Here is a 17595-nt window from a genome sequence, read left to right on the forward strand (position 1 = left end):
GACATTTTAAATAATGATGAAAAGGTTTGTAGAGTGGTGTGTTGAGTTTTCTTCTTGGTGGAATATTCGCCAGAGTAGAAAGTCTTTTTTGTTTATCGTTATGCTTACCTTGAGTGCGATCGCGACGCTGATTTTGTCGTTCCCTTTGAACGCTCAAATTAATCTGCCGTCAACGCCAAAATCTGAGTTAAGGGGAGTGTGGTTAACAAATATTGATAGTGATGTGTTATTTGAGCGCGATCGCCTCAAGGGATCTTTGCAACGGCTTGATGAACTCAATTTTAACACCGTATATCCGGCGGTTTGGAATTGGGGATATACATTGTATCCTAGCAAAGTTGCCCAAAAAGTTATTGGGCGATCGCTCGATCCCACACCCGGATTGCAAGGGCGAGATATCCTCAAAGAAATTGTTGATGTGGGACATCAAAAAGGGTTAACAGTGATTCCCTGGTTTGAATTTGGCTTTATGGCACCAGCGGATTCTCTATTAGCTAAAAATCGTCCCCAATGGCTCACTAGTCGCAGCGATGGGACTCGGATTGTCAAAGAAGGGACACATAATCGCGTTTGGCTAAATCCCTTTCGTCCAGAAGTACAACAATTTATTCAAGATTTAATCGTTGAAATTGTTAGAAACTACAATATCGATGGTATTCAATTTGATGACCATTTTGGCTTACCATCAGAATTAGGATACGATACCTATACAGTGGCACTTTACAAAAAAGAACACAGTGGTAAAGCTCCCTCCAAAAACTTCAAAGATCCAGAATGGGTACGCTGGAGAGCTAACAAAATCACCGAGTTTATGAAACGGGTATTTACAGCTATCAAAGCTACTAAAAAAAATTGCCTGGTTTCCGTTGCTCCTAATCCTCAGCGTCTTTCCTACGACTTCTTTTTAGCAGACTGGCAGAAGTGGGAACGGCTGGGAATTGTTGAAGACTTAGTTTTGCAAATATATCGGGATGATTTGAATGTTTTTATCAGCGAATTAGAGTATCCAGAAGTGAAAGCGGCAAAGAGCCATATTCCAGTCAGTGTAGGCATTTTGGCTGGTTTGAAAAACCGATCCATACCAATCCAGCAGATTCAAACACAAGTGCAAAAAGTACGCGATCGCAATTTTGCTGGAGTCTCCTTCTTTTTCTATGAAACCCTCTGGAACATGAGCAAAGAAAAGCCTCAAGAGCGTCAAACTGCCTTCCAGAAAATTTTCCCCACACCAACAGCTTACCCGAATTTGCTAGCAGGTTGGAAACCATTCAGTTAATTTTCTTCATAAGCTGTCGGTGAACATATCACTTAATTACAGTGAAGGTTCACTGACAAGAACTTAATAATTTATCTTGAAATGAACTAAGTTTTTTAGTAAAAAAGCAACTGATTGGAGAATATTTCTATTTTTTAATTTCAGAGTTAGTTAAATTGGTAATACTTGTATTGTGTTGGCAGGGCACTTTACTACACTGTTTATATATTCTGGTTGAGAGGGTAGCTCATAACTTTCTTTGTTTCGACAGACAATACTTATCATTTTAAGTTGCTTGTCCCCATTCATGCAAACAGCAAAGACTGCTCCAACATACGACCTAATTTCAAAGCCGAACATACCACCGCAGTCCTCTTGAACGGCATAGCTATAAACAGCATCAATACTTGTCTGAGAGAAAACTTTAGTATCTGTTTGAGTATAGTAACGATAGCATTTTTGTGTTCCAAAAATTGGTGGAAATGAGCCATACTTAGTTGCTTGTTCGTCAGGATGTTTAAAAAAAATTTTGTGCTTTAAGAAGTAGTTATTTTGAGTCTTAACTTTAGATATAATATTTTTTTCTGCTTCTTTCTCCAGTCTTGATATTTGTTTTTGCTGCGCCTTATTTTCATCTTCTTTCTCACACCCACCAAGAAGGAAGTTTAGAGAAATAATACTAAAAAATAATAATTTTAGATAAAGGTAAATAAATTGATTACTATAATTACAAATCAGGTTTAACTTTTCTAAATATCGCATGTACTTCACTTCTAACTCCTGTACAGACGCGATTAATCGCGTCTGTATTCTTAACTCACCACTATCCTATTCCTAAACGCCCAGCCAAGCCGGGAGTCAGGGGTAGAAGCGTAGTAATCATCAAGAATAGAGCCAAAAGACCCAAAGCGGCTCTAGCATCATCAGGTTCAGTGATTTCATTTAAGCTGGGGCGTTCTTGATCTCGTTGCAAAAAGAAAATCACGATCGCCCAATACATGGCAAGAGTATTACCGAGAGACACTAGCGCTAGTAAAATTAAAGTTGCGATCGTTGCTCGTCCTGCGGTTTTGCGTCCATAAATCGCCTGAATAATCCGCCCACCATCTAGTTGTCCTGCGGGCATTAAGTTCAAAGCGTTAATTACTAACCCCAACCAACCAATCACTACTAAGGGATGAACGCTTACCAGGGATGACTGCAACGCCGAACCAAGGACAACTCGCGCCAAACTTCCCACCAAAATCGACCCTTGGAAAAACTGATTGGGCAATTGAAATAAACTACCTGGATGAGAAAGCAGCAAGCCCGTCACCAACATTAACAAAGAGACAATACCACCTGCGGCTGGCCCTGCTAAGGCAATATCAAATAATACCTTGCGGTTGGGCAACAGAGATTCAAAGCGGGTAATTGCACCAAAAGAACCAATTTGCACTGCGGGGAGAAAAAAGGGCCAGCTAAGGCGAATTTGGTGACGCTGGGCAAGTAACCAATGACCAATTTCGTGAGCTACTAAAATCGCAAATATTCCCGCGCCTATGGGCAAAGCTTCTTGAAACCGCCCTGGATTGGCAAAAAAATCAAAATTTAGCAGTAATCCCGCAGCTTCTAAACTTGTAGCAATGGTCGCTATCAACAGAACACCTGCAAAGGCTTTTTGCGATAACAACATCGGCCGGGGATCGTTACGGCTCGGTAGGACAATCACTACAGGTCTACCGTCTGTATTTTCCACTAAAAACAGACGATATTTATCGCCAAGGCGTTGTTGTAAACTTGCAGTTAGACGGTTGTGAGTCTCTTCTGGTTCTCCCCGTAGATTGCCTTTAAAAATGGCTCCATCTTGGTAGGCGATCGTTTCTGTAGCAAAAAATGTATCGATACCGAAAATACCTTTAACTGCATTCAAGTCTTCTTCTGGTATCGGCGGAATCTCTGGTTTCAGTTCTGCTACTTTTGGTTGTGGGGAATTTGCTTCAAGTGAGGAAGCAGCAGCGAGTCTTTCTGTGGCGCGTTGCTTGAGGATGGCATCTTGCCCAGCTTGGCGTAACTGTCTGCCCAAGTAGACGTACAATCCGGCGGATGTGACCACTAAGAACAATATACCCGCTATATTGATGTAAATCCCTGCGGCAAACAATCCAAAAAACAGGAGCCAGGGAGTCATCAACACCACCGACTGTAACCAGGCTAAGATTCCCAGTTTACCAAAAGGTCTGGCGCGATAAAAGCCCCAGCCCAAAATGCCTAAAGCTACCAGTAGGATTGCCGCCAGGATAGAAGTTTCTGATAAAGTAAACATCTCCAAACCTTTGCTATTGAGACTAAGCCAGAACAAGTCCGGTATTGCAGATACACTTATTAATGTATAACGCCGCCTGTCGTCTGCCCAAATTATCCCGCTTTGCGTGGGCGTAGCCAAACCCAGGGTCAGGGGTAAAAAAGTTCGTAGTCAAAACTTTAGTCCTAGATTTTTAAGCACGCTTTGTGCCTGAGCAACCGGAAAAAAGAGCGATCGCATCATATATCAATCGCTCTCTCGTGCAATAATTAATTTGCTCAAACTCTATATGAGCGAAATATTCTTCTAAGTCCAATAAAGAATTTCAGCATTTGGAAAGCGCCTACTAATCTCACTCTCAAAAAAGCTACGCAACGTCTTCATTGTGTCCTTCTCATAAACGTATTTCGTCCCACCAAACTTATTACGCTTGACACTGCGTTTTGCCTCATCCATTTCTAATTTTGATTGCGGATACCAAGTTTGTAACACTTCTTTTGATCCAGGTGTGAACCGATGCGAGATCAACTCAAAGGTAAGGTTACAATCAAAATCCAGTGCCTCGTTTATTTGGTCAAACAAACGACTATAGTGCATCTGCCAATCGTCTATCGGCATAATTGGCGCAATGACCAAGCCTACTGGATAACCGCCACCGCCACGCTCTCGTGGTAGCGCCAACCGTCGCAATGCATTTAGTCTGGATGCTACGGATGCCGTGCCACCTTCAAACTTACCAGAAATCGGTGCGGCATTAACGCTCATTCGACAGCGAGTATGCCCATTGTGTGGTAAATCGAGTAATCCATCCACAGCATCAAACTTCGATACCCAACGTAGATGCGCATTGCTACGAGTGCCAAAGTGACGGATACATTCAGCAAGACTTCCAGTTAAATGCTCAATACCCAATGGGTCAGTGTAACAGCTAACTTCAAAACTTGTAGTTTTACCCTGTTGCTCGTAGTTAGCTAAGTTTTCTAATATCTGCGGTAAGTTGGCAAAAGCGCGGATGACAGGTGGTCCCGACAAGCTACCTGCTAAGTAGCAGTATTGACAATGAGCCGGACAACCTTCGGCAAGGTGAAACTGCCAATCCGCAGAAGGTGGGATCGGACTCAGTTTAAAAGAACTAGGGGGTGCAGTAACCACCGCTAAGGTACGCTTGGCGATATTGTAAGTATCCCGCTCAGATTCACCGCGCAGTCCCTTCAGGCGGTTCTGTGATAGTTCTTCTATTGGTAAGTTGAGTGACTGCACACGTTTAAGAATCTGCTGCCCCCAATCTTCATCTAGGGCAGCAGGTGTAAACAGTACCCGTTCAGGTATCCACAACCTTGGCGATCTTGTTTGTGTATCTGATACTGAAACTTGGTCTGTAATGGTATTCAGCAATATCTTTCTCCGTTGTTTAGTTTGCTGATTTCTGCAATTAATTTTCCAGGACTTGCTTAATTCGTCGTTCTAACAAATCGAGATCCAAACTGCCTTCATCACGGTTAATTCGGCGCACAGTGGAATTAACATTGGCCAAATTAACCAATAAATCTTGAAGAATTTCCTGCTGCTGACGGGCTTGAGTAACTTCGCGTGGTTCCTGTACTAAATCACGCACAATGGTATCTTCAGCGCGAGAGGCGATAATGGGATCGTTTTGCCCTTGAACGTGAACAAAAGTTCGTCGCCCTGGGCCTCGCTCCTCTTCTATTGGTATAACTGCTGTTACTTGGTCAGAACGCACATATTTGCCAAATCCTAAATGGACTAGTTCTGATGAGAGGATTTTCATATAATTGAAGCGTTATTTTTATGTCTTACTTATATTGTAAAATTTATAAAAGTGACTTGAAGCTATAGAGCATACGGGTTATACTCAATTCAAGGTAGTAGTTTCCTTTCCCAATTGCTGCTTGATATCTCTATGTCAATCACACTATTTTTGCCAGCTTTCGGGCTTGTTCTGGGTTTTAGCAAGCTCAATAAACTCAAGTTTAAGGTTGCAGTCTTAACCTTGGCTTGTTAAGTACAGCATTTCATTAATTCGTAGCGAATTAAATTTGGTAATCCCTTGTAATGGCAATGCGTCCCCTTGCAATGCTAATACCAATTCAATTAATAATTGCAACATATCCTTGGGTAAAGACGCGATGAATCACGTCTCTACAAATGGTCTATTTGTCGCATTCTTTTTTCCAATTGGTATAATACATCGGCCGCATTGTTAATGTGTGCCCTTGCAATGCCAATGCGTCGGGATACATTCTAACAGTCATCTTTGTGGGAGTTTGATTGTAAATAAATTAGTAGCCTCTTTCTAAACTGGCAGGATTGTTTAATCTTGCTCAGATTCAATGTCCTCATCTGCGATCGCTCTCAAAGGTGTGATTACTCCAAAAAAACTTTAGCTTTCTACGTGTTTCTTACATAACCTCAAGTTTGGGAATAGGCGAGCGCACTTCATAAAGCGATCGCAATTTGAGGATATCTTGCCATTCGAGATCGGTAAATGGTTGGCTAACTAGTTCTATGCCAAAGTACTGTTTTGCCGTTTCTATCAATGTCTCCACAATCTTTGCAATCCAGTCATCTTGTTCCTGTGTATTGCAAAGTGAGGTATTCCACGGAGCAGGTTGTTCAAAGATTTCTTGAAATAAACCTTTGTCTGTAGATAAAATCATCGAGCCGTGTTGCAGAATTGTATTTCTTCCCTTGCGTTGGGCGCTACCAATAAATTTACTTCCATCGGCAGTAACTAAGTCGGCTGCTGTTGCTGTGTTGAAGCAACTGGGATTGTGAATGTAACCTCGTCCAGCCGAACCATAATTTAACTCAATATTCAAGGTTTGCCAGCCTTGGATCAAAAAGTTACAGATTTTTTCATAAGTACCCCAGCTTTTTCCAGTAGTCGCTGAGGTAATCAGGGCGTAGCTTAAGTCTCCTTGGTGGAGAACAGCTCTACCTCCCGTTGGCCGACGAACTAGATCGAGTGCCTTTCCTTGGTAAATCAAATTATGCCACTCGGCAGGCCATTGTTTTTGCAGATGTCCCAAGGAAAGAGCATAAGGACACCAGGTATAAAAACGCAGGGTAGGCGGATGCTGTCCGTTTTCACATTGGTTGAACAACCAAGCATCGATCGCCATTTGCACTCCCCCTGATGTCTGAAGCATTGGGATGAAACGCCAGGTGGATGGTGATTCGGTTGCTAGTTGTCTCATAGGTTTCAGACTATAGAAAGAAAATCAAATAATTGATGCGCCATTTCTAATTTAGAACAAGGTGCAATTTCTACTTGATTTCCTTGTATATCTAAAAATATCGCTTGATTATTATCGCTACCAAAACCACTATCCGGCCGATCGATGGGATTGGCAACAATAACATCGAGTTTTTTATTCTGTAATTTCTCTAATGCAGGCTTGACAATATCTCCACTTTGTGCTGCAAAACCAATTAATCTTTGATGCGGCTGTTTGAGTTTTGCTAATTGGGCGACTATATCTGGTACGGGTTCCAAGGGTAAAGCTTGGGGGAGCGATCGCTTGGGTAATTTTTCTGTACTATAATCTTTTGGCTTCACATCGGCCACGGCTGCTGACATGACAATGATATCAGCGTTGGGTAAACATTCCACCATCACGTGCTGCATTTGGGCGGCACTAACAACGGGAATCGCTTGTACTCCCAATGGTACATCCCAACTAGCTGGGCCATGTACCAGAGTGACGTTTGCGCCTCGGTGAAATGATGCTTGCGCTAAAGCTAATCCCATTTTACCTGTGGAAGGATTACCAATAAACCTCACTGGGTCAAGAAATTCTCGCGTTCCCCCAGCACTAATTAAGACTCGTTTATCAACTAAATCTCGTTTGCCTTGAGTGTGTAACAGCGATTGGATGTGAGCGAATATTTCTGGAGGTTCTGCTAATCTACCAGCACCGATGCGATCGCACGCTAATAATCCTGATGCTGTATTCATCCCATGATATCGGCTATCGATTAATAACTGTTGCCAATTCCGTTGCACCGATTGCTGTTCCCACATATCAGTATTCATTGCCGGTGCTAACAGCACGGGACAAGTAGAAGCCAGCACAGTATTTGTGAGTAAATTATCAGCCATCCCGTAGGCTAATTTGGCTAATGTATTAGCTGTTAAAGGGGCAATTACCATCACATCTGCCCATTCACCCAACTCAATATGTAACGGACGAGAGTGAGTTGATTGCCAGAAATCATCATCTGTGTAGGCGGGATGACGAGATAAGGTGGATATTGTCAGAGGCGTGATAAATTTTTGCGCCGAACGGGTGAGGATAACTCGAACCTCTACCCCACTTTTAAACAGCGTCGAAACCAATTCACAGATTTTGTAGGCGGCGATACCGCCACCTACAGCAATAAGAACCCTGTTCAATTTTAGATTTTGGATTTTGGATTTTGGATTTAAAGGAGATTGCATTGGTACTTTCGGATTAAGCAAGTGATACATTAACCCCTGATAATCTCTGATTGTAGCCAGTTGACCCCAATCTAAAATCTAAAATCCAAAATTGTTACGCTTCATCGTAGGGTTCCAAGTCTAAGAGGTAGATATAGGGTTCAACTAACTCCGGACGCTGAAATGCGATCGCTCGCAATAGATGCCAATCATTTAAACCCTCAAAAGCATTACTATAATTATCCAGTTCCAGACGTGTAGCTAGTTTTTCTACTTCCACTGCACTCATGGCAGCAATTTCTTTTTGGGAAATGCTTAGAGTTGTCATAATACTTGCCCCTCCCTTATGCAGCACTCGCCTTCAGCATGGGTTAAGTTGCGCTCTTTCGCAGCCACCCAATATATATTACTCATTAGAAGTCATTAAGTTCGTGAAAATTGTCAGAATTTGTACCAGAATTTATAAAAAATTCGTAATCCTGACTAAGCAATTGTATTTACAACGAAATTTCGTAGCACTTCTAACGTTTTTGGATCTATTTCATGCCCCATATCAAATTCGTGGTATTCTACCGCCACTCCTAAAGACTTTAGAGTTTCTCGTGCCTTCAAAGCAGCTTGCAGGGGAACAACTTCATCATATTTACCGTGAGTGATTAAAGTCGGCGGAATCGCACTTTTAGCTGCCGTTAGTGCGTCAGGATGTAAATACCCGCTCATGACAACTAAACCTGCTAAGGGTAATTTTGAGCCGACATCTAAAGTCATTGCTCCACCTTGAGAAAATCCACTCAAAATGGTACGTGACAAAGGTATGCCAGTGGTACTTTCTAAAGATTCCAAGAAATCCGTTAGCAGTTGCCGACTTTCTGGCAACCCTTGATACATATTTTCCCCCCGCAGGTCATACCATGCCCTCCCTATCGGGGAATAGGGATAAGGATAAGGTGCATTGGGCAATACAAACTGGTAATCGGGTAAGTTGAGCAAGGGTAACAAAGATGCTACATCCTGAGCATTGGCTCCCCAACCATGCAAAGTGACAATTAAGCCTGCTGGGGGTTGAGAAGTCGCTGTGGGAACGGTAATAGCTTGTAAAGACAGAGGTTTGCTCCTAAAATTCTACTTTTATACATAGATCCTATCTCTTCAAGGAGACTTAGTATTTTACGGCATTTGCTGCTTGTCTAAAGAATGCGATCGCCGTCAAGGTAATTTATGATAAATAAAAATGCGAATCACACCGATTTTGCTAAGAAAAGTTTATCTATTGTTTATAAACTCCCTCTGGTAAAAAATTCTATGCGCGATCGCTGGCTATAATTGCACTGATAAATCGGATGCGAGTTGCTATTTCAGACACCTCGCAATCCGACAATTTCCTATTTTCTCTGCTTAGAGTGATAAAGCGCTAATCACGATTAGACAACCACAAAATTGTTTTTGGTTAGTGACAAACCAGCAGATAGTTGTGCAAATTGTACCTGAGTAAAGGCATTCGCACTGCCATCTTGGTCAAAAAACAATGCACCTGTAACATCGTTGTAAATAAATCGCTGAGTGCTAGTGGTTGCAGATGCTCCGATCCTAAACTGATTAGCTGAAAGTGAACCTGGTGATAACCCGCCACCAAAACCAGTAGCCGATACCCGAATCAGTTCATTAGTAGTGTTGAAGTCATCAAGTTCATCAATACCTTCATTGAAACTATTGAAAGCAAAGGTATCAGTACCACCACCACCTTTGAGGGTATCATTACCGTTGCCACCTGTTAGGATGTCATCGTAGGATGTACCTGTGATATCTAATCGTTCGATATTCTTGTAGCTAATCTGATACGTGCCAGATGTAATCGATCCTTGGTTAGTGGTGGCATTGAAAGTTGAAGTGATTACATCGCTACCACCGCTGTCATTGACGATCAACAAATCGTCACCGCCACCCCCATCTATTGTGTCATTGCCACTAATAAAGCTACTGTTATAAAAGGTATATACAGCGTTTCCTATTATCGTATCGTTGCCATTGCTCCCAACAATATTGTCATCCTGGAATGAACCTCCAATATATAATCGTTCGATATTCTTGTAGCTAACCCGATTGCTGCCCGTCGTAATTAAGCCAGTATTAGTGGTAGCATCGAAAGTCGAAGTTATTTTTCCCCCGTCATCGGAGCCATAAGACAACAAATCGTCACCTCCGCCCCCATCTATCGTATCATTCCCATAACTTCCCCCAGAAAGCGTATCATTGCCATTGTTTCCCACAATCAAGTCATCGTAGTTTGTACCTGTGATATCTAATTGTTCGATATTCTTGTAGTTAACTCGATTGCTACCCGCCCTAATTAAGCCAGTATTGCTTGTAGCATCAAATGTCGTTGTGATTCCCTCAGTGCCACCGAGGTTAGAAACCCTCAACAAATCGTCACCAGTTCCCCCATCTACCGTATCATTGCCACTATATCCCGGGTCGAGCGTATCGTTGCCATTGTTCCCTACAATCAAGTCATCGTAGATTGTACCTGTGATATCTAATCGTTCGATATTCTTGTAGCTAACCAGTCTTGTGCCCGCCGTAATTAAGCCAATGTTAGTAGTAGGATTGAAACTCGAAGTGATTTTACCGTTGTTCTCATCAACCCTCAACAAATCGTCACCAGTTCCCCCATCGACCGTATCATTGCCACTATTGCCTGCGTCAAGTGTATCGTTGCCGTTGCTCCCCACAATCAAATCATCGTAGGATGTACCTGTAATCTCTAATCGTTCGATATTTTTATAGCTAAACTGATTTGTACCTGCCGTAATTGAGCCAATGTTAGTAGTAGGATTGAAAGTCGAAGTGATTCCCTCGGTAACAAAATAACTGGGGTTATAAGACAAGAAATCATCACCTTTACCTCCATCTACCGTATCATTGCGACTGTAGGACTCGGTGAAAGTATCATTGCCATCACCACCATTCAGCAAGTTATTGCCTTGTGAAAGGTTAACAATAAAGTAATCGTCACCAGCACCACCGTTGAGGGTGTTATTGCCAGAAGGGTAATAAGAGTCTCCGCCACGAATGTCGTAGCCTGACGCAGAGAGAGTATCGTTGCCATCACCCCCACAGAGCAGCTGATCGCCTGCTACTACTAAAGAATTAACACTCAGAGAACCAACATTCAAGCTATCGTTACCAGTACCACCAAAAAGGGTGTCATTGTCCGTACCACCAAGAAGCGTGTCATTGCCCGCACCACCCCACAACAAATCGTTACCAGTACCACCGTTGAGGGAGTCATCCCCTTCACCACCAATGAGAGTATCATTACCCGTACCACCGCGTAGCAGGTCATTACCACTCTTGCCATCGATTTTGTCATTACCCCCCTGACCATTCACCAGATCATTTGAGTTGTCTAAACCTGTAATGTTGTTGTCGAGGTCATTGAGAAATGTCACTGTGTTCTTATTGAATAGGTTAGTTTGAGTGGAGTTGGCATTAAACACATCAAAACTGTCAGTGATACTGGTTTGTCCATTAAACAGGATATTGCCAATAGCAGGTCGTGAAGAAGTTGCTGGCAGATTATCCAGGTTTTCTAATTTGAAGTTTTGAAGGATGACTTTTGCACCTAACACATAATCTTCATCTTCAAAGGTGATTTCTAGATTGCTGCCATTCTGAGTAAGCAGCAGATTTTTGGCAGTATAATAATAGCCTTCAAATTGGATGGTATCCACTTCGGCAATGACTGCTGCTGAGGGAGTTACACCTTTACCTACGCCACCGAAATCACTAATAGTATCGGTGTTCTGAACAGAGGTTTTGTCTATGTAAACAAATTTATCCTTACCACCGCCACCAGTTAGAAAATCATTGTCCTGAGATGAAAATGTATTGTCACCATTACCATTAATCGTATCTGCGCTGTTAGTGCCCACTAGGGTATCATTCTGGTTGCTTCCAATGATATTTGCCATAATTTTTTCCTACCTGAATCGATTTTTTGAGTAAATTAAGTTCTTAAGTTGCAGTTAGCGCTGTTTGAACGCGCAAAAATCCGCCAAATGTTGACGTTTCGACATTCTTTCATGTAACCCTTGATGGTTACGAATTTTTCTTTGAAGATTTCCCCTTTGATTGGCTTTTACGTAGCACTTATCTAACTATCTAGAACTATCTAAGTCTTAGGCACTTTACAAATTCATGAGCGTGTGGATTCGATTCACAAAAAAACAAAGCACAGACCATAATTTAGTTGGTTTGTCAATGCATAAGTCTTACTAGCTTAAAAATAGGGAACACTTGACAGAGCATAGAAGAAGGAATCTTTATGTCCTCGTTGTGGGTTATTGTCCGTGGGTGTTTAGCTTGAAAATCGAAAGTATCTAAATAACCTGATAATAACTAAATACCGAATATTTACTTATATGTCTATATCCGAATAAAAATCTTCGCATACTCTTCATATTATTTACTGATAAATGTATATCGCTTATGCACGCTTAATCGATGAATGCTTCTGTGCAGACTAGATTCGTTAGATAGCTATAAAATAAAATTGGCTCTAGTTGGTTGGCCTCGGTTGACTAAGTTATGGTCTGGTTTTCCTGATAGTTTGAAAGCTTCTTGAGTTTATAATATTTTTTAAGAACTATTACACAAGCAACTCAGTCCTATAATTATTCTGATTCTTAATGAAATTTTAGAGTAATCCAGCCCGTTCAAAGATTGTATGAGGGGTAATTTCTAATTCTGGTAGCAAATTATCAGTAATTACTTGATGAGATCGATAAGTAATCGGCAAAGAAGATGGCGCAAATACAGTTACAGTTCTAGCTTTTGTATCAACCATCCAAACACGAGAAACCCCAGCTTTCAGATAATCAGTCGCAATTTCTGCAATTTCACCAAAAGTTTGACCAGGTGAAATGATTTCGATGACTAATTCAGGTGCGACAGGACAAGCTTCGTCTAATAGCCAATCAGCAGGAAGACGGTTATAAGAAATATAGGTCAGATCGGCCACAGGCATCCAATCTTGTTGATTTCGTGTTAGTTTAATTACCCATTCAATCACAACTCGACCTTTTGCTTGTGCACATGCAGACAATAGTATAAATAAAGCACCAGTAGTCGAGCTATGAAAAAATTTTGGTGACATTTCATTATCTTTATACTTGGGTACAGCTTCACCGTTAACAAACTCGTATGTAATATCTCCTTCGGGAAGTGCGAGAAATTCTTCTAGGGTTAGGCGTTGATTAGAAGACTGAACCATAGATGTTATGTGGGTAAAAGATGCTTACTTTTAGTTTAGGCGATCGCAAATATGAGAGACTAAGCCTAGTTAGTCCTTATTTCCAGCATTTCCGACAGTGCTGATGGGGGATGTAAGCATATAAATTACACGAGTCAACAATATTATTCCTCATGGTCTTGAAGTGAACCAAGGCTTATGCAAAACTTGAGATCCTTCGCTTCTAGCCTACTTTTAAGGAATCGATCAATGGCGCGTCTAGCCCTGCTGAGTGTATCTAACAAAACTGGTTTAATTGACCTAGCCCGTAGCTTGGTTGAAGAATTCGACTTTGATTTAATCAGCAGTGGGGGAACTGCCCAAGCACTCAAAGATGCGGGACTCCCTGTTACGAAGGTTGCAGATTATACAGGCTCACCAGAAATTTTAGGTGGTCGAGTCAAAACCCTACATCCCCGGATTCACGGTGGAATTTTGGCGCGGCGAGATGTTCCCCAAGATATTACAGATTTGGAAAATAACCAAATTCGCCCGATTGATTTAGTGGTAGTGAATCTTTATCCTTTTGAGGAAACGATCGCTAAACCTGGGGTAACATTAGCTGAAGCTGTTGAACAGATTGATATCGGTGGGCCAGCAATGCTACGGGCTTCATCGAAAAACTTCGCCCATCTCGCTGTATTATGCGATCCAGCACAGTATGACGAGTATTTGCAGGAATTGCGCCAAAATAACGGCGTAGCTTCCCTAGAGTTTCGGCAAAAGGCGGCATTAAAAGGATTTTCGCACACTGCTAGTTATGACCAAGCGATCGCATCTTACCTTGCAGAAGCACAGCAGTACACTCTTAGCGGTACACAATTACAATCTCTGCGTTACGGCGAGAATCCTCATCAACCCGCCACCTGGTATCAAACTGGTACTACTCCAACGGGATGGGCAGCCGCGACGAAACTGCAAGGTAAAGAACTTAGTTACAATAACTTAGTTGATTTAGAAGCCGCACGCCGAATCATTGCTGAATTCACTGATACCCCAGCAGCAACGATTATCAAACATACAAATCCCTGTGGTACGGCACTGGGAAACACTATTTCAGAAGCGTATCAAAAAGCTTTTAACGCTGACTCTACTTCTGCCTTCGGTGGAATTGTCGCACTCAACCGTCCCGATTGATGCGGCTACGGCTAGCGAGTTAACGAAAACATTTTTAGAGTGTGTGGTTGCACCAAGTTGTGACGCGGAAGCGCAAGAAATCCTGGCTAAGAAATCTAACGTGCGGGTTTTGACTCTAGCTGATTTGAGCAGTGGCCCTAAGGATACAGTGAAAGCGATCGCAGGTGGTTTCCTTGTCCAAACTAGCGATGATATCATTGCTGATACTAGTCAATGGCAAGTTGTGACTGAACGTCAACCCAGTGACGACGAATTAGCCGAGTTGCTGTTTGCTTGGAAAGTTTGCAAACACGTTAAATCTAATGCCATTGTTGTAACTAGCGATCGCACTACACTAGGAGTAGGCGCTGGTCAAATGAACCGCGTTGGCTCAGTTAAAATAGCTCTAGAACAAGCTGGAGATAAAGCTAAAGGTGCAACTCTCGCCAGCGATGGATTTTTCCCCTTTGATGATTCAGTCAAAACAGCCGCCGCCGCAGGAATTACAGCCATTGTCCAACCAGGGGGAAGTTTGCGCGATAAAGATTCTATCATTGCTGCTAACGAACTGGGTTTACTGATGGTCTTAACTGGTGTACGTCACTTTTTACACTAAATCATTGCTTATTGAGTGTGCGGTTTACAAAGTGTCACACTAAATACTTTCTTTATAATTGAAGCAATGATATTATCTAATGGTGTGTGAGGAGCAAGTTAAAAATAAAAAGCGTTTGGGGTGGAAACACGGCAACACTCCCAAGCGCTTTTTAATTTGTCAAAAATTGGATTGCTTGTGCAGTTTTGAAAATATCACTCAAAATACTTGCCATTTGATAGAAGTAGTGATATGGTTTATTTGTGTGTGAGGAGCAAGTTAAGAATAAAAAATGTCTGGGGTGGAAACACGGCAACACTCCCAGGCATTTTTTAATTTGTATATAGAAATTATAGAAATTAATGCTTCCAAAATAATTTCATATTTTTACTTCCAGTTAAAGACAGGAATATTGTTAAAGTTAATCGCGCCATATCTGGTCTCGATTGTCCTGCATACATAAAGCGACGTTTAATCACTCGCGATAAACATAAAAGCCGGGGAAAATCCAAAAAAATTACTGTGTCTGCAACCGACAAACGAAGGTCGAGAGTACCGCCATATTTACCATCCATAATCCAAGATTCTCGTCGGGTTAGGTCTTGAATTATGCTTTGCCATTCAGTTTTTGGAGTCTCAATCCAACCAGGATTCCAGTACCAAGCATCCAAGTGAATCACTTCTAAACCTAAGATGGTTCCCAGTTCGCGGGCTAGGGTAGATTTACCAGCACCTCCAGAACCAATGATTAAGATTTTCTTCACCTTAGATATGCATCTCCCTTTTTAAGCTCAATAGGTAAGCATTGCTCACCCAAATAACCGTCTTCAGGGCAACTCAATACGCCGCTACAATAGTACCCTAAGAAGGATTATGCCGAAATAGTGATATTATGACGACTGCTAGCACTGTAAAAACTGAGTATGAAGCGATTATTGGTCTAGAAACCCATTGTCAACTGAGTACCAATACCAAGATTTTCTCTAATAGCTCTACGGCATTCGGCTCTGACCCCAATACTAACATTGACCCGGTTTGTATGGGTTTACCTGGGGTCTTACCTGTACTCAATCAAAAAGTATTAGAATACGCCGTCAAAGCTGGTTTGGCACTAAATTGTCAAATCGCTAAATATAGCAAATTTGACCGGAAACAGTATTTTTATCCAGATTTACCCAAAAATTACCAAATTTCTCAATACGATCTACCGATCGCAGAACACGGTTGGCTAGAAATTGAGTTGGTAGATGCTGAGGGTAATCCCACTCGCAAACGCATTGGGATTACGCGTCTGCACATGGAAGAAGATGCGGGAAAATTGGTACACGCAGGTAGCGATCGCCTTTCTGGTTCTTCCTATTCTTTGGTAGATTACAATCGCGCAGGTATCCCATTAGTAGAAATTGTTTCCGAACCCGATTTGCGTTCTGGACTAGAAGCGGCTGAATATGCCGAAGAGTTGCGTCGGATTGTCCGGTATCTCGGCGTGAGTGACGGCAATATGGAACAAGGATCTCTGCGGTGCGATGTCAACATTTCCGTGCGTCCTGTGGGACGAAAGGAGTTTGGCACCAAGGTAGAAATTAAAAACATGAACTCCTTTAGCGCCATCCAACGGGCGATTGACTACGAAATTGAACGCCAAATCGCCGCCATCGAAGCAGGCGATCGCATCATTCAAGAAACTCGGCTGTGGCAAGAAGGCGCTCAATGTACAAGTAGTATGCGGGTAAAAGAAGGTTCTAGCGATTACCGCTACTTCCCCGAACCAGATTTAGCACCAATTGAGGTGTCAAATGAACAATTAGAGAAGTGGCGTAGCGAATTACCAGAATTACCAGCTCAAAAACGCCATCATTATGAAAGCGAGTTGGGACTTTCGGCTTACGATGCGCGAGTGTTGACAGAAGATCGTTCAATAGCCGAATATTTTGAAACTGCGATCGCATCTGGAGCAAATGCCAAAGCTGCTGCCAACTGGATTACTCAAGATATTGCCGCCCACTTGAATAAGCAAAAACTCACTATTACTCAAATCGGACTGACTCCCACCAATTTAGCAGATATTATCACTCGCATTGAAACGGGCAAAATTAGCAATGCTCAAGCTAAACAAAAGTTGCCAGATTTGCTCAGTGGTATTTCTCCTGAAAAAGCCTTTGCAGGACAAGAGTTAATTACCGATCCTAGTGTACTAGAACCGATTGTCGATGAAGTCATCGCCGCCAACTCCAAAGAAGTAGAAAAGTATCGCAACGGTAACACTAACCTCAAAGGCTTCTTTGTCGGACAAGTTCTCAAAAAAACAGACAAACGTGCCGATCCTAAGCTGACTAATGAATTGGTCGAGAAAAAACTGAACGCCTAGCGATCTATCAAGCTAGCTTCGCTGGGTGAGGAAGCAGGAGGGGCAGAGGAGACAAGGGGGACAAGGGGGACAAGGGGGAATTATTGAACAATTCTCTCCCTTGTCTCCCCTTTCTTCCTTGTCTACCTTGTCTCTTCTCCACACCCAATGCCCAATTCCCCAACTAAGTATTTTCCCGGTCTTGCTTCACACAATCTTCATATAAAAACTGGTGACAACCCTCATACGTAAAATGATATGCTGTGG

The 17595-nt window shown here is 42.2% G+C and carries 14 protein-coding genes and 1 pseudogene; 3 read left to right on the forward strand and 12 right to left on the reverse strand.

Annotated elements, in window-relative coordinates:
• Positions 1 to 16: 16 nt before the first annotated feature.
• Positions 17 to 1276 carry a glycoside hydrolase family 10 protein gene (locus tag NSTCB13_RS27230; protein WP_448275026.1) on the forward strand — a complete coding sequence of 420 codons (1260 nt, stop codon included), beginning with the start codon at positions 17 to 19 and terminating at the stop codon, positions 1274 to 1276.
• 150 nt (positions 1277 to 1426) lie between these two features.
• Here the strand turns inward: NSTCB13_RS27230 and NSTCB13_RS27235 are convergent, their stop codons facing one another.
• The 11 genes from NSTCB13_RS27235 to NSTCB13_RS27285 all read right to left on the reverse strand — a co-directional run bounded on the left by NSTCB13_RS27235 (position 1427) and on the right by NSTCB13_RS27285 (position 13252).
• Positions 1427 to 2017, reverse strand: coding sequence for a hypothetical protein (locus tag NSTCB13_RS27235; protein WP_448274477.1), 591 nt, complete (start codon positions 2015 to 2017; stop codon positions 1427 to 1429).
• Positions 2018 to 2078: 61 nt separating this feature from the next.
• On the reverse strand, positions 2079 to 3560 hold the full coding sequence (locus NSTCB13_RS27240) for a site-2 protease family protein (protein WP_445632164.1): 1482 nt from the start codon (positions 3558 to 3560) through the stop codon (positions 2079 to 2081).
• 22 nt (positions 3561 to 3582) lie between these two features.
• The gene (locus NSTCB13_RS27245; RefSeq protein WP_448274478.1) at positions 3583 to 3714 is read right to left on the reverse strand and encodes a hypothetical protein; all 132 of its coding nucleotides are present in this window, start codon (positions 3712 to 3714) and stop codon (positions 3583 to 3585) included.
• A 131-nt stretch (positions 3715 to 3845) separates the two neighbouring features.
• Complete coding sequence (locus NSTCB13_RS27250; protein ID WP_445632163.1) at positions 3846 to 4868, reverse strand: spore photoproduct lyase family protein; 1023 nt, start codon at positions 4866 to 4868, stop codon at positions 3846 to 3848.
• A gap of 103 nt (positions 4869 to 4971) precedes the next feature.
• A complete protein-coding gene (locus NSTCB13_RS27255) occupies positions 4972 to 5328 on the reverse strand; it encodes a hypothetical protein (protein ID WP_104900334.1) in 357 nt (118 codons plus the stop codon).
• Between the two features lie 631 nt (positions 5329 to 5959).
• Positions 5960 to 6757 carry a lipoyl protein ligase domain-containing protein gene (locus tag NSTCB13_RS27260; RefSeq protein WP_448274479.1) on the reverse strand — a complete coding sequence of 266 codons (798 nt, stop codon included), beginning with the start codon at positions 6755 to 6757 and terminating at the stop codon, positions 5960 to 5962.
• Between the two features lie 5 nt (positions 6758 to 6762).
• Entirely contained in the window at positions 6763 to 8001 is a 1239-nt protein-coding gene (gene coaBC / locus NSTCB13_RS27265; RefSeq protein WP_448274480.1) for a bifunctional phosphopantothenoylcysteine decarboxylase/phosphopantothenate--cysteine ligase CoaBC, read from the reverse strand.
• Positions 8002 to 8095: 94 nt separating this feature from the next.
• Complete coding sequence (gene isiD, locus NSTCB13_RS27270; RefSeq protein WP_322698325.1) at positions 8096 to 8308, reverse strand: protein IsiD; 213 nt, start codon at positions 8306 to 8308, stop codon at positions 8096 to 8098.
• Positions 8309 to 8463: 155 nt separating this feature from the next.
• Complete coding sequence (locus NSTCB13_RS27275; protein WP_448270119.1) at positions 8464 to 9069, reverse strand: alpha/beta hydrolase; 606 nt, start codon at positions 9067 to 9069, stop codon at positions 8464 to 8466.
• A 332-nt stretch (positions 9070 to 9401) separates the two neighbouring features.
• On the reverse strand, positions 9402 to 11951 hold the full coding sequence (locus NSTCB13_RS27280; RefSeq protein ID WP_448274481.1) for a beta strand repeat-containing protein: 2550 nt from the start codon (positions 11949 to 11951) through the stop codon (positions 9402 to 9404).
• A 725-nt stretch (positions 11952 to 12676) separates the two neighbouring features.
• Positions 12677 to 13252 (reverse strand): Uma2 family endonuclease, encoded by a 576-nt coding sequence (locus tag NSTCB13_RS27285; RefSeq protein WP_448274482.1) that lies wholly within the window; start codon positions 13250 to 13252, stop codon positions 12677 to 12679.
• A 228-nt stretch (positions 13253 to 13480) separates the two neighbouring features.
• Between NSTCB13_RS27285 and purH the strand changes: the two are divergent.
• Positions 13481 to 15002 (forward strand): annotated as a pseudogene (gene purH / locus NSTCB13_RS27290) (bifunctional phosphoribosylaminoimidazolecarboxamide formyltransferase/IMP cyclohydrolase).
• 338 nt (positions 15003 to 15340) lie between these two features.
• Here purH and NSTCB13_RS27295 read toward each other — a convergent pair.
• A complete protein-coding gene (locus NSTCB13_RS27295) occupies positions 15341 to 15745 on the reverse strand; it encodes a hypothetical protein (protein ID WP_445627208.1) in 405 nt (134 codons plus the stop codon).
• Positions 15746 to 15873: 128 nt separating this feature from the next.
• On the opposite strand from NSTCB13_RS27295, the gene gatB reads away from it, so the two are divergent.
• Positions 15874 to 17349 (forward strand): Asp-tRNA(Asn)/Glu-tRNA(Gln) amidotransferase subunit GatB, encoded by a 1476-nt coding sequence (gene gatB, locus NSTCB13_RS27300; protein ID WP_448274483.1) that lies wholly within the window; start codon positions 15874 to 15876, stop codon positions 17347 to 17349.
• Positions 17350 to 17595 lie beyond the last annotated feature (246 nt).

The organism is Nostoc sp. DSM 114160 (genome assembly GCF_053470305.1).

Coding starts and splice junctions, on each gene's coding strand:
- NSTCB13_RS27230 (WP_448275026.1), top strand. CDS start 17: ATGAAAAGGTTTGTAGAGTGGTGTGTTGAGTTTTCTTCTTGGTGGAAT.
- NSTCB13_RS27235 (WP_448274477.1), bottom strand. CDS start 2,017: ATGCGATATTTAGAAAAGTTAAACCTGATTTGTAATTATAGTAATCAA.
- NSTCB13_RS27240 (WP_445632164.1), bottom strand. CDS start 3,560: ATGTTTACTTTATCAGAAACTTCTATCCTGGCGGCAATCCTACTGGTA.
- NSTCB13_RS27255 (WP_104900334.1), bottom strand. CDS start 5,328: ATGAAAATCCTCTCATCAGAACTAGTCCATTTAGGATTTGGCAAATAT.
- NSTCB13_RS27260 (WP_448274479.1), bottom strand. CDS start 6,757: ATGAGACAACTAGCAACCGAATCACCATCCACCTGGCGTTTCATCCCA.
- coaBC (WP_448274480.1), bottom strand. CDS start 8,001: ATGCAATCTCCTTTAAATCCAAAATCCAAAATCCAAAATCTAAAATTG.
- isiD (WP_322698325.1), bottom strand. CDS start 8,308: ATGACAACTCTAAGCATTTCCCAAAAAGAAATTGCTGCCATGAGTGCA.
- NSTCB13_RS27280 (WP_448274481.1), bottom strand. CDS start 11,951: ATGGCAAATATCATTGGAAGCAACCAGAATGATACCCTAGTGGGCACT.
- NSTCB13_RS27285 (WP_448274482.1), bottom strand. CDS start 13,252: ATGGTTCAGTCTTCTAATCAACGCCTAACCCTAGAAGAATTTCTCGCA.
- gatB (WP_448274483.1), top strand. CDS start 15,874: ATGACGACTGCTAGCACTGTAAAAACTGAGTATGAAGCGATTATTGGT.